The following is a 20,927-nucleotide window of genomic DNA, read 5'->3' on the forward strand; positions in this document are numbered from 1 at the left end:
GGTCATCGTGTGCTCCTTGATCGGTATGGACGGGTAGGGAAGGGATCGTGAAGCGGGCCGGTCACCGGCCTGCGGGGACAGCGTTCTGGCGCAGGTCGGCCAGCAGCTCGTCGAGCTCGCTGGGGGCGATGACGACCTCGCGGGCCTTGCTGCCGTCGGCGGCGCCGACGACGCCCTTGCTTTCCAGCAGGTCCATCAGCCGGCCCGCCTTGGCGAAGCCGACCCGCAGCTTGCGCTGCAGCATGGAGGTGGAGCCGAACTGGGTGGTCACGACCAGCTCGGCGGCGCTGATGAGCAGCTCCAGGTCGTCGCCGATGTCGTCGGCGATGTCGTCGGCGCCTTCGCTCATCGCCGGGGCCGGGGTGGCCAGGTCGTCGCGGTGGTGGTCGCCGGCGTGCTTGCGGCAGTGCGCGACGATCGCGGCGATCTCCTTCTCCGACACAAAAGCGTTCTGCAGCCGGGCCGGGTTGGTCGAGCCCATCGGCGCGAACAGCGCGTCGCCCTGGCCCACGAGCTTCTCCGCTCCCGGCTGGTCGAGAACAACCCGGCTGTCAGCGAGGCTGGCGGTGGCGAAGGCGAGCCGGGAGGGCACATTGGCCTTGATCAGGCCGGTGACGACGTCCACGCTGGGCCGCTGGGTGGCGATGACCAGGTGGATGCCGGCGGCTCGGGCCAGCTGGGTGATGCGGACGATGGAGTCCTCGACCGTGCGGGCGGCGACCATCATCAGGTCCGCCAGCTCGTCGACGATGACCAGCAGGTACGGATACGGCGTGCGGGGTGCCTTGCCCGCCGGGGCGGCCACCTTCCCGGCCTGGACGGCGCGGTTGTAGTCGTCGACGTGGCGGAAGCCGCAGGCGGCCAGGTCGTCGTAGCGGCGGTCCATCTCCCCCACCACCCACTCCAGCGCCTCGGCGGCCTTCTTCGGGCTGGTGATGATCGGCGTCATCAGGTGCGGGATGCCCTCATAGATGCTCAGTTCGACCCGCTTGGGGTCGATGAGCACCATGCGAACCTGCTCGGGGGTGGCGCGCATCAGGATCGAGGAGATCAGCCCGTTGACGCACACCGACTTGCCGGCGCCGGTGGCGCCCGCGATAAGCAGGTGCGGCATCTTGGCGAGGTTGGCCAGAATGGTCTTGCCCTCGACGTCCTTGCCCAGGCCGACGATCAGCGGGTGCCGCTCGGCCTGGGCGGCGTCCGAGCGCAGGATGTCGCCGAGGGAGACCAGGTCCTTGTCGGTGTTGGGGATCTCCACGCCGATCGCGGACTTGCCGGGGATCGGGCTCAGGATCCGGACGTCGGCCGACTTGACGGCGTAGGCGATGTTCTTGGTCAGCGCGGTGACCTTCTCCACCTTGACCGCCGCACCGAGGGTGATCTCGTAGCGGGTGACGGTCGGGCCGCGGGTGAAGCCGCTCACGCTCGCGTTGACGCCGAACTCCTCCAGCACCCCGGTGAGCGCGGCGACGATGGTCTCGTTGGCCTTGGTGGAGGGCCTGGGCGCGCTGCCCGGGCGCAGCAGGGCCAGGCTGGGCAGCACGCCCGAGGCGGCGGCCGCGACGGCGATGTCGGTGTCGGCGGAGCCAGTGGATGCGCCGTTCTGGGCGCCCAGGACGGGGGTGTCGTAGGGGCCGCGCTCGCCGATCAGGTCGGGGTCGACCGGCTGCGGACGACGCGGAGCAGGAGCGTGCGGGCGGGCGGTCGGCCAGCCGTCGACGTCGCCGAGCCCGGTCTCTCCGGTCAGCGCCTGCTCGACGTCAGCCGGGACGTCGCGGTCGGTGTCGTAGGCGGCGTGGGTGGCGTAGCGGGGATTGTCGCTGACCGGCGGAGACGTCCGGCGGCCGGTGCGGCGGCGCAGGCCAGCCAGCCGTGCGGGGATCTGCCGGACCGGGGTCTGCGTGGCCACCAGCAGCCCCCAGGCCGCGAGCACGACCAGCAGGGCGATCACCGCGGCGGCGGGCAGCAGCAGCGTCAGCGGGGAGGCGACGGCGTAGCCGAGCGCACCGCCGGCCGCCAAGGCATCGGCTCCGGCGCCGTGGACGGTGTGGATGATGCCCGCCACCGCGGCGGTGACGGCCAGGGCACCCAGGATCAGCCGCACCACGGCAATCTCCGAATCGGTCGCGCGCAGCAGCCGCCAGGCCAGCGCGGCCAGCGCGAACGGGGCCACCACGATGAGGGAGCCGATCAGCGCGCGGGCGGCGATCTGCACCAGGTCCATGGCCAGGCCGTCGACGACGCCCCACCCGGCCAGCGCCAGCACCACGGCGACCACGGCGCTCAGCAGGCCCAGACCGTCGCGCTGGTGGGCGGCGTCCAGGTCGGCCGGGCCGGTGCCCAGGGCGCGCACCGCGCGGCCGAGGTGGCAGGCCAGCCACATCCACGTCACGGCCAGGGCGCCGCCGGCCAGGTTCATCAGCGGGCCGGTGCGCGAGGGGCGGGAAACGGTGCGGCGGGGGGTGGCCGGGCGCCGCCGGGCGGTCTTACGTGCCATGTCTTCACCTCGATGGAGTCGAACGGAGAGTGACTGTGCGCCAGATGTGCGGTGGCTTTCCGTGGTTGTGCGCTGGCATTTCGTGCGTGTGCGTGGTGCGCGGAGGGATGCGCGCGGGATGGGCGGTTACTCTGCGTTGATGTGCGGGGGTGTGCGGGGCGTGTGCGAACCGGCGTGCGGAGCATGTGCGGGGGCATGTGCGGGGCCCGCACACCCCCGCCGGCCCTATAGAGAAAGCGGCCCCCGCACAGCCGCACACCGGTGCTTGCGTTCGGTGACTTTGCGAGAGGCGGGCCGGGCGCTCGCGCAGCGTGCACGCGCCGCGCACGCCCGGGCGGGGCTACCTCGGGGCAGGCGCGTCCTGCATCGGGGAGGCGATCAGGTCCCAGCCGTCGGCGTCCGGCCGGGCGACCAGGCATCCCATCTGCCGCCAGCGCCCAACCTGCAGGTACAGGAACCGGCGGCTCCGGCGCACCGTGTCCAGCAGCTGGGCCAGGTCCGCGGCGTGGACCCGGTCGCGGCCCTCGCGGTGCCAGCCGTCCAGCGCCTCATCCCAGATGCGCTGGGCCTGCTCGTCGGAAGACGACGCCGCCTGCTCGTCCTGCTCGTCGTCGTCCTCGTCGCCCTCGGGGGTCACGGCGCCGCTGATGATGTCATCGGCGTCGACGTCGGCCAGGTCCGCGGGCTGGGCGTCCTCGCCGAGGGTGCGGCGCCGGGACTCGGCCAGCGCCTGGCGCATCGCCTCGCGATCGTGGGTGTTGTGCTGCTCGGCCATGTCGTCGGCCATCTCGGTCTCCTTGCTGGTCTCGGTGGTGGTCTGGCGGGTGTTCTGACTGGTCACAGCGGGGGCGGGGGGCCAGGTGCTAGCGGCCCGCGGTCTCCATCGGGGAGGCGATCAGGTCCCAGCCGTCGGCGTCGGGCCGGGGGGTGATGCAGCCCTTGCTCTCCCAGCGGTCGCGCTGGCGGTACAGGAAGCGCCGGTCCCGGCGCACCGTGTCCAGCAGCTCGACCAGGTCAGCGGTGCGCAGGTGAGTGCGGCCCTCCCGGTACCAGCCGTCCAGCGCCTCGTCCCAGATGCGCTGGGCCTCCTCAGGGGACGGCCGCGGTGCCTGCTCGTCGTCGTCCTCCTCGCCCTCGGCGGGGACGATGACGCCGCTGAGGACCTCCTCGGCGTCGACGTCGGCCAGGTCCCCGGGGCGGGCGTCCTCGCCCAGGTGGTAGCGGCGCGAGTCGCGCAGCGCCTGGCGCATCGCCTCGCGGTCCTCGGCCGTCTCCTGCTCGGCCATCTCGGCCATCTCCTGCTCCTCATCCCCGGCAGCGGCGCCGGAGCGCCGAACTGAAGCCGGAGCCGCACCCTGGGGGGCGCTGTGGCCGGGCGTGGAGCCCGTGAGCGTCACACTGGCCCGTGAGGCCGGGGCGGCGCCCTGGAGGCTCTCAGAGCCGTTCAGGGGGTAGCGGGTGCGGTTGGTGAACAGCTCCCCGAACAGCTCGGCGGTGACGGGGTCCATCGGGTCGCGGTAGGCGGCGCCGACCCGGACGACCTCGGCGAGCTGCTCGGTGGTGGGCTCGTAGATGCGCAGCATGGATCCCCACCGGTTCATCGGGATGCCCAGGCCGGTGGCGTAGCAGTAGCCGGGCCGGTTGGAGCCCCAGTACTGCAGGTTCTTGCCGAGCGCCTCCAGCGCGTCCTTCGGGAGGATCTGCTCGGCCTCGTCGTACTTCTCGACGCCGAACATGATCGCCGCGCCGTGGTTGGAGCGGGTGTCGGTGGAGGCGTGGCGGAAGTTCCAGTGCTGGGTGCTGCTGACGAAGAAGACCCCCGCCGAGCGGGCGTCGGCGACCACGTCGGCGTAGAGGCTCTGGAGCTTGCGGAACTCCTTGGACTCCTCCACCCAGATCTGCAGCAGGTTCAGCGAGGAGGCCGGCGACCAGCGCATGAGGTCCTCACCGGTCAGGTGGTCGCTGCGGCCCTTGATGACGACGTTCTTGAGGCGGTGCAGGAACTGCCGGGCCTCCTCCTCGTTGGTGATGGTCCAGGTCAGGCCGTTGACGAACGGGCTGAAGGTCTGCAGGCCCTTGCTCAGGTCGAGGCCGATGATGTTCAGGCGGCGCATGGCCATCTGCGAGCCCAGGAAGGTGCGGGCGCCGGTGCTCTTGCCCGATCCGGTCACGCCGCCGAGCTTGAGGTGCTTGATGTCGGGGGCGCGGCGGTCCTTGGTGATGTCCCCGACGATCTGCACCTGGCAGGGGCCGGTCTGGTACTCGCCGATCGCGAACGGCTCGGTCGGCAGGGCGCCCAGCTTCAGACCGGCCAGGCCGGGCCAGTCCACGCCGTGCTTGAGGTTGTCGCGGGTGGCGATCTCGATCACGCCGCGGCCGTCTTCGTCCAGGTCGACGGCCAGGTTGGTGCTGCCGGGCACGGCCCGGCTCTCAGCGGAGATCATCGGCATCAGGGCGCGGGCGTTCTCCATGGTGCCGCCGGGCAGGGTCTCGACCTTGGCGCGGACCACGCCGCGCTCGTCCACGGTCGGCGCGGCGAACTGCACCCGGGCCTGCTTGATGGCCTCCATCAGCGGGTTGCCCGCCCCCTCGGTGGCGGGGGTGGCTCCGGCGTACTTGGTGCCGCGCCAGATGACCCACAGCACCCACACGATCAGCGAGCACAGGGTGTAGGCGGGCCAGATCGCGCCCATCCCGACGACCAGGCCCAGCACCAGGGCGCCGGTGGCCAGCGAGCCGGTGACGACCATCAGGATCCGCAGCAGCATCCGGGGGCCGGCCGACATGTGCCCGAAGAAGGTGATCAGGCCGCCGACGGCCAGGAACAGGATGCTCAGCAACGGCGTCCACACCGCATCGCCGCCCCATTTGGCGTGGGCGAGCATGATGAGGATCGCGAAGATCGCGCAGCCGATGCCCGGGGTGATCAGGGGAAGGCCGTGCACCAGCAGCCATCCGCCGCCCATCCGGCCGGCGTCGACGCTTTCTACGGGGACCACCTGCGCGGTGGCCTGCTTGGTCTTGTTGCGGCGTCCCATCACGCACCGTCCTTCGTGTCGTAGCGGCCCTGCCGCTTGCCGTCTGTGCCGGAACCGGACTTGTTGGCCTGCTGCTCGGCGAGCATGTATTCCTCGTGCACCGCCGACATCCGCACGATCGCCTTGGCCGCTTCAAGGAAGGCCTCGGCGGCGTTGTTGCCGTGCCCACGCAGCCGCGAGGCCAGGAAGATGCGCTGCAGCCAGCCGACTCGGCGCCCGTCGGGGGCGGTGCGGTGGCGCAGCCAGGCCGCGGCCTGGCGGGCGTCCTCGTTCATCGTCAGCGAGAGGCTCAGCAGCATCGCGCGGACGTTCTCCTGATAGGCGCGGTAGGTCTGGTGGGAACGGGTCACATCGCTGTCGCAGAAGGCGTTGGCCGCCTCCACGAGATCGACTTGCTTGGACATCGGCTACCTCACTTGCCTGGTAGTTGTGCTGGTCAGCGGGGTGGTTACTACTTGTGGGGCGGGTCGTCGCGCACGGATGCCTTCTCCGTGCGGACGTACTCGGCGTGCACGCCGGTCATCTTCTGCAGCGAGGAGACGGCCTCCAGCAGCGCGTCGGCGGCGTTGCGGCTGTGGGCCCGGGTGCGCCGCGACAGGCTCACCCGCTCCAGCAGCGGGACTCGCTTGCCCTTTTTGGGCTTGCGGTGCCGCAGCCAGGTCGAGACGATCTCGCCGTCCTGCACGAGCATCAGCGCGAGGGTGCGGGCCATCCGCTGGGCGTTGTGGACGTGGTTTTCGAACGCCTCGTGAGAGGCGATGATCTCGGCGTTCTCGAACGCGATCATCTGGGTGCCCAGGTCGTCGGTGCGGGTGCTCACAGGTCCTCCTCGTGGATCACGGCGAACAGCAGGTGCCGGGCGGTCTGCTCGGTGGTGGTGCGGGCGACGGTGGTGCCGTCGCGGCGGGTCTCGACGGTGGTGGTCTCGGCCGCCGAGCGGGCCCAGGAGCGCACCACGGCGCGGGCCCGGCCGCGCAGCGAGCTCTCCTCGGCCAGGGCGAAGGCCACCAGCACCGCCGCGGCGGCCAGCAGCGCGACCGCGACGCCGTGGGCGAACCTTTCGGGCCAGCCCGGCGCGAACGCCTGCACCAGCCAGGTGACCAGGGCCGTCATCGGGTGCCCTCCCCACGGCCGTCGGGGGTGTGCGCGGGGTGTTCGGCGCCGGTGTGCGCGCCGTGTGCGGGGCCGCTGACCTGCTGTGCGGCGATGTGCGGGGCATGTGCGGCCGCACCCGGCTCCCAGTCCAGCCGACACCACGCGCACCGGCCGGCCGGGGTCGTGGTGGCCTCGTAGGCATCAGCCAGGGCGGCGACGATGTCGGCCAGCCCCCAGCCGGACTCACCCGGCTGGCGGCGTGCGGGCACCGGCCGGGGCCCCGCATCGACCACGCTGATGGCCACTGCGCCGGCCTGCAGCTCGACCCGGACAGCGATGGTGCCGCCGGGCAGGCCCGAGGTGCTGTGGACGATCGCGTTGGTGACCAGCTCGGAGACGACCAGGGCGACGTCGTCGACGCGCGGGCAGTCGGCGGGCAGGCAGCTCACCGCCCAGGCGCGGGCGGCCGAGACCTGCTCAGGCAGGCCGGGAAAGGCCTGCTGACGGGCGCGGGTGACGGTGACGGCCATCACGCGACCTCCGCCCTGCTCAGGGCGGGCAGTGCCGGGACCGCGCACTGGGCCAGCAGCACCACCGGACGAGCACCGGCGGGCGGGAGCTGGCCGTGCGCGGCCAGGGCGTGGCGGACGTGCACCAGCGGGTCGACCTCGCCGAGCGCGGCGGCCGCCACCGTGGCGCGGGCCGCGGCCAGCAACTCGACGTATTCGGCGATGATGAGCGCCAGGTCCTCGCCGACCTTCGCGTTCTGGCTGGTCAGAGCGATCGTCATGACGCCACCCCCCGGAAGAACGTGGCGATCTCAGCGTCCAGGTCGCCCTGGTGCTCACGCTCGCGGCCCCACGGCACCAGCCCGAACGCCTGGTCCAGGAAGTCCTGGACGGGCTCGCGGAAGGCGTAGACGGCGAACGGGTAGCCCACCGCGCCGCGCACCGTGAGGATGAGGTAGTCGTCGACCTCCTCGTGCGGGCTGACCGTCACGTCGCACTGCCCGGCCGGATCGTCCATCCCCTCGGCCAGCAGGTTGCGGGCGAAGCGGTGGACGACGGTCTCGCGGAAGCCCTGGATGAAGGCCAGCCTCACCGCGTACGGGTCGGCGGGGCTGTAGGTGAGCACCGCGGCGAACGGGTAGTCGGGCCGGTCGGTCGGCCACAGGGTGATGCCCTTGGTCACCTCACGGGTCCTCATGCCGCCACCTCCGTACGGGCCTCGTCGCTGTCGTCGGCCTCGTCCGTACGAAACTGCTGCGCGTCCGTACGGGGATCGTGCTCCGGCTCCGTACGGACCGGCTGCGTACGCGGCTGCGACGCGTCCGTACGGGACTCCTCCGCGTCCGTACGGGCCTCGTCATCGCCATCCGTACGGATCCCCGTACGGGCCTCCCGGACGGCCTTCTCACACCAGCTCCGGCGGCGGTCGTAGCGCTCTTCCAGGGCCGGGTAGTCCGGCGTCCACATCTGGCCGCGCGCAGCGGCGGCGGCGATCTCCTGGCGGATCTCGGCGACGGCCTCCTCCCGGTCGACCGGCGCCAGATCCGTACGGGACGGGCGTACGGGCTCCGTACGGAACTCCTGCGCGCCCGTACGGGCCTGCCGTACGGACTCCGTACGGGGCGCGCGTACGGGCTCCGTACGGGACTCGATCGCCGGACGGCTGGCCGTCTCGATCGAGGGGGAGCCGACCGAAGGGAAGGCAATCGACCGGGCCACGTCGTCGCGCCGCTCGGTGAACGCGCGCAGCCTCGCCATGGCCTCCTCGCCCTCCTGCGACTGCTGCGGGGTGGGGGTGCCGGGGCGGACGATCGACCCGTCCACGATGACCAGGCGGCCGTCCTTGGCGGCGGCTCGATCGGCCTTCTTCTCGTAGCGGACGATCGACCGGGCCAGGCGGCGGTCCCGGCGGGAGGCCTCTGGGCCGACGCCGTAGCGGTCGATCCACGCGGCCGTCCACGCGGCCTCGATCGAGCAGCCCTCACCGCGCGAGGCGCGGATGGAGGCGGCCGCCCACGACAGGCGCGGGTAGCGGACCCGCCGCCAGGCAGCCCGGCGGATCTCGGCAGCGCTGCGCTTGGTGGTGGTCTGCTGGGTCAGCGACGCGGTCAGCTCCCACAGGGCGATGCCCAGCAGGGACGCCAGCGCGAGGATCATCCCGACCTGCAGGCCGTCGGCCTTGTTGGCAGTGATGCCGTGCCAGAGGTTCATCCCGGCCGCGATGCCCGCCATGCCCCAGGTCGCGACCCGGTAGCGGCCGATCGGCAGCTTGGCCTTGATGGCGCGGTGGACCAGGAAGGCCAGGTACCAGACGCCGCCCTCCAGGGCGATCGGCAGAGCCGGCGCCATGAAGTCCAAGTGCATGACGTCGCGGGCGAACTCCAACTGGCCGCGCCAGGCGATCGCGATCGGGGCGCCCATCGCGACGCCGCCCACGATGACCGGGGCCCGGGTGACCAGCGCGGCGGCCAGGGCTCCGGCGCCACGGCGCACGGCCGCAGACCGGGCGGCACGGGCCTTGGCCCGCTGCCGGCGACGGTCCTCACGACGGGCGCTGCGGCTGTGCTCGCGGTCCAGCCGGTCGCGGCGGGCCTGCTCGGCCTGCCGGGCGCTCTGCTCAGCGCGGGCGGCCTCCAGGCGCAGCATGGTCTCGGCGCGGGTGGCCTCAGCGGCGGCGTGGGCCTGCTCGGCCTCGGCCTGGGCGACGGCCCGCTGCGCGCGGGGGTCGTAGAAGGTGGAGGCCATCAGACGCTCACCGCCTCGACCGCGTCGGCCTGGGCCAGCAGCAGGTCCGCGAAGATGTCGGCGACTTCGGCGGACAGCGGGTCGATGTCGCTTCCGTCGATCCAGATCTGCCGCATCTCCTCGCGCCCACCGATGACGGTGAACACGTCGTCCAGCGTGTAGATCGGGCGGATGCGGACCCGCAGGCTGTGCCGCAGGAGGAACTCGGCGACGACCTGGTCGACGGGACGGACGCCCTCGATGTCCAGGAAGTGCCCGGCGGGGGTGAGCACGCCGAGGTGCGCCCAGCGCCGCGAGTCCACCAGCTCGACCACGCCGAAGGACCAGCGGGTGCGCCGGTGCATCGACCGGGCGAGGATGTGGCACTGGCTGTAGCCGTACAGCTCGATCGCGGCCTCATCGATGACACCCGGCCGAACCGTCAGCTCGGTGTGGCCGTGGTAGGTCGGCCGCTCGAAGCCGATGGTGAGCTCGACGTCGGCCAGCGGCCGGTCACCGGCCATCGCGGCCAGCTGCGGGTAGCGGGAGCGGTAGGGGGTCGTGGTGCTCATCAGGCGCTCACCGCCTCGACGACCTCGGTGTCCTCGGCGAGCAGGGCGCGGATATCAGTGGGGCGGTAGCGGAGCAGGCGACCACCAGGGGTCCGGATGGCCTTGAGGAGGCCGGCGCGGGCCCAGCGAACGACTGTCTTCGGGTCAACGTGGAAGACGGCAGCGACCTCTTCCGAGGTCAGCAGTCGTTCCTCTCCCAGGGGAAACACAGGCATGATGGGCATGAGTCGAGATCCCTTCAGGTAGCGACTCACCGCGGCCCCGGTGTGACAGCACCGGGGCCGCTTGCTTGGCCCGATTCGGACATTGGAGAACTTGTCCGAATCGTCGTACGACGCTTCGTCGTACGACACTCACGTTAAGCAGGTAACTCGGAGGAGTCAAGAGAATCGTCGTAGGACACTTCAGGTACCGTGGAGACATGGAAGAGAATGCAGACACGCCGTCGCGGCGAATCGCCGATGATCTGCGGTCTGACATCGTCAGCGGACACCTCTCCCCCGGCGGCAAACTCCCCGCCGTACGGGATCTCGCCGCGCGGTACGGCGTCAGCCGCAACACTGCTGCAAAGGCGGTGGCCCTCCTGAAGACCGATGGGCTCATCACGACGAGGTACGGGTCTGGCTCCTATGTCCGCGAATCGCACCCGATTCGGCGTCTGGGGCCCGAGCGGTACGCACGCAGCAAGTGGCAAGTAACCACGGTCACGACCTACACCGATGACCGGGGCGATAGCGCTGCGACTCAGCAACAGGGCGGCCAGACTCAAGATGTGTCGCTGGTACCCGCCGACGACCGCACAGCGGCCGTCCTCGGCATCGAGCCGGGCGACTTGGTGTACGAGCGAGCCCGAGTGATGACCCGCGACGGCGTTCCCACCCACACCATGACCTCGTACTATCGGCAGGTCGATGTGGAAGGGACAAGTCTTGTTGACCCTCGCCCAGGGATCGCAGGCCGAAGCGGTGGATACCAAATCCTGACTGAGCAGGGCCTACCGCCACACGAGATCACTGAGGACCTAGCGGCGCGCATGCCCACAGCAGATGAGGTCATACTCCTCGATCTGCCGGCTGGCGAGCCGGTCGTGGAGCTCCACCGGGTCACCCGCACAGCCGAAGGTCAGGTGATCGAGTATGCCCGCGGCATACATGCGGCGAGCCGGTTCATCTGGTCGTACACCTACGACATCCCCGACTGACCGGCGCGCACAGCCCACAAAGAGGGTCCCGGTCGATCGGCTGGGACCCTCTTTTGCTGGACAGCGGCTTGGCTACAGCGCCGTCTGCTCGATCTCGTCGAGTAAGGCGCGCAGCTCGGTGACGACCTTCTTGACCCCATCAGGGTTTTCGGGCGCGGCGCTCCGGACGATGTCGCGCCTGGCGACGCGCTGCAGGATGGTGCGCAGCCGGCCAGCCTCCACGGCGAAGGTCTCGGTGGCGTCGAAGGGCCCTGGCTGATCCGTCAGGGCCCTTCGCATGCGCGCCAAAGCTACTGACGTTGGCGCGCCACGACATGCAAGAGTGCAGTGATCCTGCGGTAGGGGTCGGCGCTTCCGGGGGTGCCAGTAGCAATCGCGGAAAATCCAACGAACCTGCCGCTGACCTGGGCGGGCCACACCGGTCCGCAGACCGACCCACGCCGGACACGACCATCCGCAGCCGAAACCCCTCGACTTCTACGCTCTTAGGCATCGGGTCGGCCGAGCTATGTCCCCGCTTCTGGCGCTCAGCTGAGCGCACGCCTGACGAACTCCGTGGTGGGTCGAGTTGGTTTCCTGTGGTTCTTCAGCCTCGAGGTAACCCGCTCGCAGATACTTGTCGTTTCCCCACCATCCGAGAGGACACGATGACCGACCAGCCCAACCCCGCGCAGGTGACGTCCTTCGACCACCACCGTCTCGCCGATCTCCCCGAGTACAACCGCGTAGGTAAGGCTCTCAACGACCTGCTCACCGCCATCAATCGCGCCGAGATCGAAATCTCGCAGCCTGAGTGGCTCGACGCCGTCCGTAACCTCACCGCCGCGTTGCCTTTCGCCGACGGGTGCGATGAGTGCCCACCGGTGTCGATCACAGTGCCAGCACGGACCGAGATCGACACTGACGGATGGCTGACCGGTTACTACAAGTGCACCGAGCACGGGCGTCAGTGGACGAGCGGATGGGCACTCGACGCGCCCACCTGGTTTTAGCGACACACCCTGGTCCCTCAGAGGGGGCAGGCGAGCGGTCAACTGCCCGGCTGCGACGCGGTCCACTTGATAGATCCGCCGGACACCATCTGTTCCAGCGGGGGTCCCGGTAGTAATGGCGCAGGATCCAACGGATATGCCTTTCACCTGCGCTTATGCAGAGGTCTCAGGCTGATAGGCCAGACCTGAGCCCTGTTGTCTATGCAGGCCAGAGGCATATCTGTTGCATTTCCGGCCGAAACTACGGGGACCCCTTCCGGTCTACTCCTCGCAGGCCATGATCTCGGCCAGCTCCTGCGCAGCCGGTACTACGGAGAGCGGACCGCGACCTCCCTCCCAGTCCCGGCCCTCGTCGTCAAGGTCCTGCCTAGTTGAACGAACTGTTTCGACGCTGGGCGCCAATGATCAGCGAGGTATGCTGGGATCGGACCTGTGATGAGGCCAGCGAAGGGTCGCCCCCACCTCGGCGGGGGCGGCCCTTCTGCGTGCCCGCCCCCCGATGTCCGCAGGATTCATGTTCAGCATCTTTAAGATGTGCCCTGCGAACCGGTGTTCCTGACCGGGCCGCACTCATCACAGGAGGTCCCTTACATGTCCGTCCCATCCGTTGTCCCCTCGCCACCGGCAGGCGACGAACTACCGGCCTGGCTCCGGCCGCGTATCCCCACCAGCTTCACGCCGCTCTCCGCCCCGATCCGACTGTGCTGCATCATGCAAAAGGGGGGCTCCGGCAAGTCCACCGCTGCGGTGTGCCTGGCTTGTGAGCTGGCGCTTATGGGGAAGCGGGTCCGCTTGTGGGACGTGGACGCGCAGCTGGGCGGCGCTACCCACTGGCTTAACCCTGACACCGGCGACCAGCGCGGCGAACCGGCCAACTTGCTACACATGCTCAAGGGCGAAGCCTCGCCGGACGAGGTGACCTATCCAACGAGCGTGCCAGGCCTGTACGTCGTGCCGTCCTACACCAGCCTCAAGCAAATCGAGTTGGACTCGCCGCCTGGCCTGGAGCAGGGCATCGAATGGGGCATCAATAACACCAGCGAGCCGTTCGACGTCGAGATCACCGACTGCGGGCCATCCCTGGGCCGATTGACCATCGCCGCGCTAGTCGGTACACCGAACGTGATCATCCCATTGAAGGCGTCCGGGTTCGACCTGAACGCGCTCACGGAACTGAACCGCACCCTGGACCTGACCAAGTCCCGCGTCAAGCCGGACCTTCAGGTCACGGCCGTCCTGCTGTCGGAAGTCCTCAAGTCGAACCTCACTCAAGCCGTGTTCGACGCCATGTGCGGCGACTATCCCGAGGCGCTCATCATGGGCATCCGGCAAAGCGTCAAGGTCCGCGAAGCATCGCTCGACTCCATCCGGAAGCCGCTACACGATTACGCCCCGGACGCGACCGTCCGCCAAGACTTCCAATACCTCGCCGCGACGCTGGCCGGACAGGAGGCTACGTGACCGACAAGAAGGCCGGCCCTCGCTTCAATATCGGCTCCACGCGGCCAGGGGCAGGCGCGGGGGTCGTGGACGAACTGATCGGCAAAGTCCCGACGCAGGAGCCAGCGCCGTCCATCACTGCGGACGAGATGGGCATCAATGGCACGGCGGTCCAGACCGTTGACAAATTTGTCACCGCTCCGACGCCCGATGCGTTCGTTGACAAATTTGTCAACGGCGTTGTGCCGACCCTGGAGGACTGCGAGCGGCACATCACCACCATCACCACGCAGTGGCTCCTCGGCGTCGGCCGCGCCCTGGCCGCGATCCGTGACCACGAGCTATTCCAGGAGAAGGGCTATACCTCGTTCACGGCTTACCTCCGCACGGAGCATCCGTGGCATCCGTCGTACGTGTCCCGCGTCATCGCCAACATCCCCGTGGTGGAGGCGCTGGAGCGGCACGGCGCCGACCGGGATTTGAACGAGGGGCAAGCTACCGCTATCCGCCCTGTATGGGAGCAGCACGGCGAGGAAGCCCTATTCGAAGTGTGGGACGCGACAACTGGTAAGCGGTCAGCCGCCGCATTAGTCCGAGTCGCCCGCGCGAAGGGCTACCTCGATCCGGTCGACGAGCAGACCGACGAGCAGACTCAGGCACGGTCCGCACTGTCGGGCCTGGCGCAGTTTAGGCCTGTTCTGAAGGCCTTGTCGGACCTTCGAGCGCTGCGGCAGGCAGCGCTCGAGAGTCCCGAAGGAGCGCGAGAGCTGGCGGCGACGCTGCGGACCGCACTCGCCGAGCTGGAAGCCGATCTTGAGAGTGACGCTAGGGCCGAGGAGGACTGACCCTTGTAACCAGATTGAGCGATGAATCAAGAGGGCGCGAGCTGGACAGAGCTCGCGCCCTTGGCATATCAGCCGCAGTGCGCGGCGTTGTGCCACTGCAGAGTTGGATTTTCCGCGATTGCTACCGGAACCCCCTCATGACGATGACGCCTTGGGGGATGGACTAGGAGCGGTGGTGGTCGCCACGACATCGTCGAGGACGATCTGGGGAACTGGTCCGCCGGCACTGCCAGGCCGGATCTTGTCGACTTGTGGGGCGAGCGCGTCGTACATCCGCCGCGCCAGGGGGTCCCCGCTACCGCCCAGATTAGGAAAGGCAAGGTGCTTGAGCTTCGTCAGGTAGTCGACGAGCTGGGGGCCGGTCAGCTCCACCGTCACCACGCCGGCCTTGCTCGTCGGGGTGACTTTCCCTTCGACAGTGGACGTTGTTGTCTTCCTGGTGCGCTCCCACATGTCCTTGGTACAGGTAATCCGGAAGGCCGTCACGCCGGCCGCCTTGCGCAGTCGTTCGTCATGCTGCGCTGGGGTTTGGCTGCATCCGGTCAGCATGATCAGCCCCATCGCTACGGCAGCCATCCATCGCGTCACACGCATCCGCTTCCCCTCATCCGCTGGTGTCCGGCATCGGGAGGGTAAATCGGAACGTGGAGCATTCCGTCGCATTGTCCACATGTGGTCATCCAGCACGCTGAGCAGCGATCATGGGCACAGGCAGGATCCCGCATCCTTCCGGATCTCGGCACGCTGGCGTGCTGGCGTGTCCCGCGGCAAGTCCCGACGTAGGAGGGGCGCGGCAGTCGATCGCCCGGCTATGGCCGGCGGGATCCATCGTCAGCGATCGTCACGGGCTCGGCTGGCTCGGTATCGCTTCGTTCGGCGGACAAGGGGCGGGGAACCGGGGAGGCTCCGGTTATGGACACACCGCACGAGGGCTTTCCGCTCCTGGTCGTCTCCGAGGGCATCGAGCACACCGAGGACGGGCGCCTCCTGGTCGACGGTGTCGAGCTGGCGCCGGGCCGCTACCGGGTACAGCTCACCGACGACGTCGACGGACCCGAGACGGTGCTGACCGTGCCGGATCCAGACACCGACGATGTTCTGTTCGGGATGCTCGACGACTTCCGCTGACGCGCCGTGGGGCGGTGCGGGCCGGGACCGGCCAGAGAGCCGCAGCCCGGCCCGCGGCCGCCGTGGCGGCGCGTCAGCGCCGAGCGGACGCCCTGGCGCCTTGACCCCTTGTCAGCCACCATCAGGCGATCGTGAGGGCAATGGCTGGGTGAGAAATGGCCGGTTCTGGTCACTTCTTGTGATGAGGAGATATCGCGTGGCGACGGCTGTTTCATGGTGATCAACTGCCCCACTTCACCCCATGGAGGAACCTCGACGACCACAGTGCTGGTGGCGGCCTGGGGTTCTCCGGCGGCGAGCGTGATGACGTTGGCGCCCTGGGCCCGCAGTGCCTGCGCCTTGGCGGCCACGGCGAAGATCGGGTTGTCGGCCATCGGTGCCGTCACCGCCCCAAGGTCTCGAAGTTGTCGTACAGCTCCAGCGTGCTGCGGCCTTCCCGCAGCAGTTTCATCAGATCCCTCTCGTGGGCCACCCGTGCGTCGGCGCGGTCCAGGATGACCTCGGTGTCGGGCGCGGGGAGCGCCACGGCTCCGTCGACGTCCCCGACGACGAGGTCACCGGTGTGGACCGTGACGCCGCCGACCTTCACAGGGCACGCGAAGACGCCGGGGAAGTCCTTGCGGGTGCCAAGGATGGAGTTGTTGCGGGAGAAGACCGGGAAGCCGAGGGCCTGCGTCTCCGCCGCGTCGCGGACGCCGCCGTCGATGAGCAGGCCGGTGATGCCGCGCTGCTGGGCGGCCACGGTGAGGATCTCGCCCCAGTGACCGTGGCGGGCGCCGCCGAGGTCGGCGACCAGGACCGAGCCGGGCGGTGCCTTGAGGACGGCGTGGTGCAGGGCGAAGTTGTCGCCGCCGGCACCCTGCACGGTGAACGCCGGGCCGCACAGCCGGGCACCGGCCCACAGGGACCGGATTCGCGGACAGAGGGCCACGGGAAGTCCGGACGCTTCGGACAGGGTCGCGCTGGAGTGGCCGCGGGCAAGGTCGTGCGTGCTCACGAGAGGCCGTCCTTCCGAGTCTGGAGCGAGTGGTAGCCGTGCCGTGCGCGTGCCTGCGCGAGGGTGGCGCCGCCACGGACGGCCTCGACGATGGCCTCCTCGACGCGGTCGATGCGGCGGGCGATGTTCGCGACCTCTTCCCAGCGGCCGGCCGGGACGACCACCGCGCCGTCATCGTCGGCCACGAGGATGTCGCCGGGGTGGATGAGCACTCCGTCGATGGTGACGGGCGTCTGGCTCGCGGCCACCCGGACGCGGTCCTTGCCGGTGCGCATGAACCGGGCAACCGACCAGATCGGATACCCGGCCGCGGTCGCGACGGCGACGTCACGGCAGGTGCCGTGGATGACGGTGCCCGCGATGCCGCGCTCGTGGGCGGTCTGGCTCATGATGCCGCCCCACACCGTGCAGTCGGTGCGGCCGGCGTTGTCGATCAGGATCACCGCGCCGGCGGGGACGTCGTCGAGGAAGTCGCCCACCGTGCCGCCGGCCTCATCGACCGGCTCGTAGGTGACGGTGAAGATCGGCCCGGCAGTCCGCTGGCCTTGGCGCAGCGCGCCGATGCCGTGGAGGGACCCGGGCAGAGCGAGCGAGTCGAGGGCGTCGGAGACCGAAGCGGTGGACAGATCGGCGGCAAGGTTCGAAGCAGCGGTGGGATCGGTCATCGGACCGGCTCCTTCTCTCCGGCGAGGCGGGCGTCGTGCATGGCCTGGGAGAGGCGTGCTCCCGCACGCACCTCGTCCGTGATGGCGCGCTCCCGGGTGACGATCGTGGTGGCGATCTGCGCCACTTCCTCAGCGCGGTCCCGCGGGACGACGACGAGACCGGTCTCGTCGGCGAGCACGACATCGCCCGGCCCGACGGTGAGCCCGGCCACGCTGACCGGCTCGCCGGTGGAGCGCTGCTGCAGCCTGCCCCGCGCCGTGGCCGGGATCGACCCCCGCGAGAATACCGGAAAACCCAGTTCGCGGGCCTCGGCCACGTCGCGGCACACGCCGTCGGCGACGACACCGCGAACACCGCGAAGAGACGCGCCCAGGCTGAGGATGCCGCCCCAGCACGACACGTCGGTGCGGCCCTGGTTGTCGACGACGATCACGCTCTGGTCGTCGGCCGCCTCGATCGCCGTGGTGGCGATGTGGGCTCCTGCGGGTCCTTCAGTGCGCGGTTCGAGTCCCACCGTGACGGCGTATCCCACGACGGCCGCCGGGCCCCACACCGGACGGATGCCGCCGACTCCCGACGGAAGCCCGAGCTGGTCGAGCGCGTCGCTGACCGCGGCGGAGTCGAGGGCGGCGAAGCGAGCCAAGAGAGATGAGTTGCTCATGGCTTCCACTGCAACACCCTCCACATATATTTGGAAGGTCTCATTTGCTCTCTCAGTAAGAGGCTGTGCGAATCATGGTTGAGATCCGCCAGGCCCGGTACTTCGTCGTGGTCGCCGAAGAACTCCACTTTGGCCGTGCCGCGCAGCGGCTGCAGATGTCCCAGCCCCCGCTGTCCCAGGCGATCAAGCAGCTCGAACGGCAACTCGGCTGTGAACTGCTGCACCGCACCCAGCGGTCGGTCGCCCTCAGCCCCGCCGGAGCCGTGTTCCTGGACCACTGCCGCGCCCTGATCCGGCACGCCCAGGAAGCCGAAGCCGCCGCACGGCAGGCCGCCACCGGGCGCGGCGGACTACTGCGCCTGGGCGCCGTCGCCTCTGCCTTCTCCTGGCCCCTGCCACTCGTACTGGAGCGGTTCCACGAGGCCCTGCCGGACGTTGAGATCAACACCCAGGAGATCGACACCCACGAGGCCGCGACGGGGCTCCTCAACCGCTCCCTCGACTGGGCCATCGTGCGCCAGACCGCCCCCGTACGCGGCACCACAGCGACCTCGCTCTTCGCCGACCGGTTCGTCGCGGCCCTGCCCCCACGCCACCCCGCCGCCGGCGCCACCGGCCCGCTGGACCTGGCGGACCTCGCGGGCAGCCCCTGGGTATGGCTGCACCGCCACATCTCCCCCGACTATCACGACGCCATGGCAGCCATGTGCCGGGCGGCCGGATTCAGCCCTGCCCCGGCCCACTGGGCACGGTCGGTGACCTCGCAGATCACCATGGTCGAGTGCGGGCTCGGCGTCACCGTCGTGCCCGCCGCGGCATCCGCTCCACGCCCCGCCGTCCGTTTCAGACCGCTCCGTCACGCGACAGTGACCATCGAACTCACCGCCATGACGAGATCCGACCCCGGTGCGTTGGCCGAACGCCTCACCGCCATTGCGACACAGCTGACCACGGCGCAGGCACCGCCGCCCCACGGCTGACGGTGGATGGCAGGCTCCCTGGCCAGGCAAAACGGACGCGCCCCCGGCCTTGGGCCACAGCGGTACGTCGCTGCCCGGCGTGCGGCGGGTCAGGCGAAGACGGAGCCGGCCACCGAGGCGCAGGTGAAGTACCTACCTGACCACGCTCGCCGAGAAGGCCCGGCGCTCGGGTCGGTGCCATAGGACGCAAAGTAGCTCTGTGTAATCGCGTGTCAGTGTCGGCGGACCCTCGTTATTCGACACTCCTCCGGAAAACCATGAGGTCGCAGGTGGTGAGCGTCGAGAACTCGCGCCGAGAATCAACGTCGGTAAACGGGTCGGCGAGTGGATTCCGACATGCATTGACGTGACGCTCTGACCTGGGGATACGCCCCTACTTTGCGGTCCATGGCACCGACCCGAGTGGAGGGCCCTATTCGTGAACACCCCTACCGACGCCCCTTGTGATTGCATGACTCGTGCTCTCATCCAATGCAGCGGCCGCTCTGGCCGAATTGACTGTCGTCCGGCACGGCCAGAGCGCTGCGAATGCCGCGTTCGCGGCAGCGGAAGCAACCGGCGCCCTCGATTCTGGGATCAGCGGTCCCGACCAGGACGTGCCGCTGTCCGAGCTAGGTCATCATCAAGCGGCCCAGCTCGGCGCCTACCTGGTGGAGCTGCCCGCCGGGCACCGCCCGGAAGTCATCCTCTGCTCGCCGTATCTGCGCGCCCGGCAAACCCTGCAGGCCGCGTCAGCGACGGCCACCGGCCGCGGGGCATCCCTTCCGCTACCGCGTTTCGACCACCGCCTGCGGGATCGGGTGATGGGCGAGCTTGAGCTGCTCACCGCCGCGGCGATCGAGGCACGCTTCCCTGGCGAAGCCCACCGGCGAAGCAGTGTCGGCGAGTTTCACTACCGGCCCTCAGGTGGAGAGTCCTTCGACGACGTCGCTGCGCGACTGGGCACGCTCCTTGCGGAGCTGAACCAGCACTACCTGGGGCGTCGAGTTCTTCTGGTCGCCCATGACGCGGTTGTGCTGATGCTGCGCCGTCTGATCGAGGGCTTGTCCTGGCAGCAGATGGCCGACGTCGTAGGGGCCGGGCCGGTCGCCAACGCCTCCGTGACACGCTGGCGGCAGGCCAACGGGCAGCTGCGGCTCATCGACTACAACCGCACCGATCATCTAGGAACCAAAAGCCGTGGCTGATTGGGCCGGGGCTTCATCGTTCGCCGGCGCCTGCCGTGATGGACGACGAATCACCGCGGGGAACCGGTCGACGCGTTAGCCAGCCTGCGCCTGATGTTGTTCGCGCCGGGCCTTGGCCTGCCGGATGCGGGCGATGATCGGGTCCAGCCGAGATACGGGGAAAACCGGCCATGAGTCGATCTTCAGGCCTCGCAGGCGCGGGCCGAGGTCAACGGCGCCATCTTTACCCTGGCGTATGGCCGGATGGGCTTCGATGATCATGCGCGGATGCTGCGGATGCTGGAGGTGGATCCGGCCACCGGCCGCAGCGGACATGACCGGGCCAAGAGGAGCGCGCCCCGCGCCACGGTGACCAAGCTGCGCCAGCAGTTGGACCATCTGGCCTGGCTGGACGGCAGTGCCGGGGCCGGCGACGCCTGGCTGAAGGGAGTACCTGCTTCGGGTCCCGGTAGCAATGGCGGAAAATCCAGCGGATATACCCCTGACCTGCGACGATTCTCTCTTTGTGCAGGTCAGGCATGGTTGGTGATCGTCGTAGGTTCACATCCGATGCGGGATTCTCGCATCGGACGTTGAACCCAGGGGCACGTCCGGTGAAGGTTCCTCAGCGAGCGTGAACCCGAGGATGGTGCCCGACCGGACAGAACTCGGACTACTTCGGGCCTGTCGTCCAGCGCCTAGGTAGTGTCACGGCGTGGCCAATAGCTTCGAAGTGGATCTGAAGCAGTTAGAACACGATGTCGCACAGCTGCTGACAGCAGCAGGTTTTCCTCGCGCGGTCCTAGAGGAGACCAGCGGATTCGATCTCAGGCGTTACTCCGGGGCGATCCGGGTGTATTGGGGTCCAGCCAAGGTTCGCCGAAAAGCCGCAATACAAGATCAATAATGTTGCGGCC

Annotated in this window: 26 protein-coding genes; 8 read left to right on the top strand and 18 right to left on the bottom strand. The window is 69.4% G+C overall.

Features of this window, described 5'->3' with window-relative positions; translation table 11 throughout:
• Positions 1-61: 61 nt before the first annotated feature.
• The 12 genes from SROS_RS45355 to SROS_RS45410 form a co-directional block, all read right to left on the bottom strand.
• Positions 62-2,497 (bottom strand): DNA translocase FtsK, encoded by a 2,436-nt coding sequence (locus tag SROS_RS45355; RefSeq protein WP_012895734.1) that lies wholly within the window; start codon positions 2,495-2,497, stop codon positions 62-64.
• A 340-nt stretch (positions 2,498-2,837) separates the two neighbouring features.
• A complete protein-coding gene (locus SROS_RS45360) occupies positions 2,838-3,338 on the bottom strand; it encodes a hypothetical protein (RefSeq protein ID WP_012895735.1) in 501 nt (166 codons plus the stop codon).
• 22 nt (positions 3,339-3,360) lie between these two features.
• Positions 3,361-5,535, bottom strand: a complete 2,175-nt coding sequence (locus SROS_RS53650; protein WP_012895736.1) for a hypothetical protein — start codon at positions 5,533-5,535, stop codon at positions 3,361-3,363.
• Entirely contained in the window at positions 5,535-5,939 is a 405-nt protein-coding gene (locus SROS_RS45370) for a hypothetical protein (RefSeq protein WP_012895737.1), read from the bottom strand. The genes SROS_RS53650 and SROS_RS45370 overlap by 1 nt, the downstream gene beginning before the upstream one ends.
• Before the next feature lie 47 nt (positions 5,940-5,986).
• Positions 5,987-6,355, bottom strand: coding sequence for a hypothetical protein (locus SROS_RS45375; protein WP_012895738.1), 369 nt, complete (start codon positions 6,353-6,355; stop codon positions 5,987-5,989).
• The gene (locus SROS_RS45380; RefSeq protein WP_012895739.1) at positions 6,352-6,648 is read right to left on the bottom strand and encodes a hypothetical protein; all 297 of its coding nucleotides are present in this window, start codon (positions 6,646-6,648) and stop codon (positions 6,352-6,354) included. The genes SROS_RS45375 and SROS_RS45380 overlap by 4 nt, the downstream gene beginning before the upstream one ends.
• Positions 6,645-7,160, bottom strand: a complete 516-nt coding sequence (locus tag SROS_RS46820) for an ATP-binding protein (RefSeq protein WP_012895740.1) — start codon at positions 7,158-7,160, stop codon at positions 6,645-6,647. The genes SROS_RS45380 and SROS_RS46820 overlap by 4 nt, the downstream gene beginning before the upstream one ends.
• Positions 7,160-7,420 (bottom strand): hypothetical protein, encoded by a 261-nt coding sequence (locus SROS_RS45390; RefSeq protein ID WP_012895741.1) that lies wholly within the window; start codon positions 7,418-7,420, stop codon positions 7,160-7,162. Before SROS_RS45390 ends, SROS_RS46820 begins: the two co-directional genes overlap by 1 nt.
• The gene (locus SROS_RS45395; protein ID WP_012895742.1) at positions 7,417-7,836 is read right to left on the bottom strand and encodes an SsgA family sporulation/cell division regulator; all 420 of its coding nucleotides are present in this window, start codon (positions 7,834-7,836) and stop codon (positions 7,417-7,419) included. Before SROS_RS45395 ends, SROS_RS45390 begins: the two co-directional genes overlap by 4 nt.
• Entirely contained in the window at positions 7,833-9,383 is a 1,551-nt protein-coding gene (locus SROS_RS45400; RefSeq protein ID WP_012895743.1) for a DUF2637 domain-containing protein, read from the bottom strand. The genes SROS_RS45395 and SROS_RS45400 overlap by 4 nt, the downstream gene beginning before the upstream one ends.
• Positions 9,383-9,934: a hypothetical protein gene (locus SROS_RS45405; RefSeq protein WP_012895744.1), complete on the bottom strand. Its 552-nt coding sequence runs from the start codon at positions 9,932-9,934 to the stop codon at positions 9,383-9,385. The genes SROS_RS45400 and SROS_RS45405 overlap by 1 nt, the downstream gene beginning before the upstream one ends.
• Complete coding sequence (locus SROS_RS45410; RefSeq protein WP_043658718.1) at positions 9,934-10,149, bottom strand: BldC family transcriptional regulator; 216 nt, start codon at positions 10,147-10,149, stop codon at positions 9,934-9,936. The genes SROS_RS45405 and SROS_RS45410 overlap by 1 nt, the downstream gene beginning before the upstream one ends.
• A 206-nt stretch (positions 10,150-10,355) precedes the next feature.
• On the opposite strand from SROS_RS45410, the gene SROS_RS45415 reads away from it, so the two are divergent.
• A complete protein-coding gene (locus SROS_RS45415) occupies positions 10,356-11,135 on the top strand; it encodes a GntR family transcriptional regulator (protein ID WP_012895746.1) in 780 nt (259 codons plus the stop codon).
• 72 nt (positions 11,136-11,207) lie between these two features.
• Here SROS_RS45415 and SROS_RS45420 read toward each other — a convergent pair whose 3' ends face one another.
• Complete coding sequence (locus SROS_RS45420) at positions 11,208-11,414, bottom strand: hypothetical protein (RefSeq protein WP_012895747.1); 207 nt, start codon at positions 11,412-11,414, stop codon at positions 11,208-11,210.
• Between the two features lie 368 nt (positions 11,415-11,782).
• Here SROS_RS45420 and SROS_RS45425 point away from each other — a divergent pair, with 368 nt between their 5' ends.
• The 3 genes from SROS_RS45425 (at position 11,783) to SROS_RS45435 (ending at position 14,412) form a co-directional block, all read left to right on the top strand.
• Positions 11,783-12,127 carry a hypothetical protein gene (locus tag SROS_RS45425; RefSeq protein WP_012895748.1) on the top strand — a complete coding sequence of 115 codons (345 nt, stop codon included), beginning with the start codon at positions 11,783-11,785 and terminating at the stop codon, positions 12,125-12,127.
• A 711-nt stretch (positions 12,128-12,838) separates the two neighbouring features.
• Entirely contained in the window at positions 12,839-13,588 is a 750-nt protein-coding gene (locus tag SROS_RS45430) for a ParA family protein (protein ID WP_043658703.1), read from the top strand.
• On the top strand, positions 13,585-14,412 hold the full coding sequence (locus tag SROS_RS45435) for a hypothetical protein (RefSeq protein WP_012895750.1): 828 nt from the start codon (positions 13,585-13,587) through the stop codon (positions 14,410-14,412). Before SROS_RS45430 ends, SROS_RS45435 begins: the two co-directional genes overlap by 4 nt.
• Positions 14,413-14,547: 135 nt before the next feature.
• Here SROS_RS45435 and SROS_RS45440 read toward each other — a convergent pair whose 3' ends face one another.
• Positions 14,548-15,006: a hypothetical protein gene (locus SROS_RS45440; RefSeq protein WP_012895751.1), complete on the bottom strand. Its 459-nt coding sequence runs from the start codon at positions 15,004-15,006 to the stop codon at positions 14,548-14,550.
• Positions 15,007-15,324: 318 nt separating this feature from the next.
• Between SROS_RS45440 and SROS_RS45445 the strand changes: the two genes are divergently transcribed.
• Complete coding sequence (locus tag SROS_RS45445) at positions 15,325-15,540, top strand: hypothetical protein (protein WP_012895752.1); 216 nt, start codon at positions 15,325-15,327, stop codon at positions 15,538-15,540.
• Between the two features lie 382 nt (positions 15,541-15,922).
• On the opposite strand, the gene SROS_RS45450 is transcribed toward SROS_RS45445, so the two are convergent.
• The 3 genes from SROS_RS45450 to SROS_RS45460 are packed head-to-tail and all read right to left on the bottom strand — an operon-like array spanning position 15,923 to position 17,864.
• Positions 15,923-16,537, bottom strand: a complete 615-nt coding sequence (locus SROS_RS45450; protein ID WP_012895753.1) for an RraA family protein — start codon at positions 16,535-16,537, stop codon at positions 15,923-15,925.
• Positions 16,534-17,202, bottom strand: coding sequence for an RraA family protein (locus tag SROS_RS45455; protein WP_012895754.1), 669 nt, complete (start codon positions 17,200-17,202; stop codon positions 16,534-16,536). The genes SROS_RS45450 and SROS_RS45455 overlap by 4 nt, the downstream gene beginning before the upstream one ends.
• Positions 17,199-17,864, bottom strand: coding sequence for an RraA family protein (locus tag SROS_RS45460; protein ID WP_043658721.1), 666 nt, complete (start codon positions 17,862-17,864; stop codon positions 17,199-17,201). Before SROS_RS45460 ends, SROS_RS45455 begins: the two co-directional genes overlap by 4 nt.
• A gap of 74 nt (positions 17,865-17,938) precedes the next feature.
• Here SROS_RS45460 and SROS_RS45465 point away from each other — a divergent pair, with 74 nt between their 5' ends.
• Entirely contained in the window at positions 17,939-18,844 is a 906-nt protein-coding gene (locus SROS_RS45465) for a LysR family transcriptional regulator (RefSeq protein WP_012895756.1), read from the top strand.
• 458 nt (positions 18,845-19,302) lie between these two features.
• A complete protein-coding gene (locus tag SROS_RS45470; RefSeq protein WP_012895757.1) occupies positions 19,303-20,031 on the top strand; it encodes a histidine phosphatase family protein in 729 nt (242 codons plus the stop codon).
• Between the two features lie 75 nt (positions 20,032-20,106).
• On the opposite strand, the gene SROS_RS45475 is transcribed toward SROS_RS45470, so the two are convergent.
• Entirely contained in the window at positions 20,107-20,292 is a 186-nt protein-coding gene (locus SROS_RS45475) for a hypothetical protein (protein WP_043658709.1), read from the bottom strand.
• A 6-nt stretch (positions 20,293-20,298) separates the two neighbouring features.
• Here SROS_RS45475 and SROS_RS50610 point away from each other — a divergent pair, with 6 nt between their 5' ends.
• Positions 20,299-20,607, top strand: a complete 309-nt coding sequence (locus tag SROS_RS50610; RefSeq protein WP_148269886.1) for a hypothetical protein — start codon at positions 20,299-20,301, stop codon at positions 20,605-20,607.
• Positions 20,608-20,927 lie beyond the last annotated feature (320 nt).

Source organism: Streptosporangium roseum DSM 43021 (assembly GCF_000024865.1).
GTDB classification, from domain to species: Bacteria; Actinomycetota; Actinomycetes; order Streptosporangiales; family Streptosporangiaceae; genus Streptosporangium; species Streptosporangium roseum.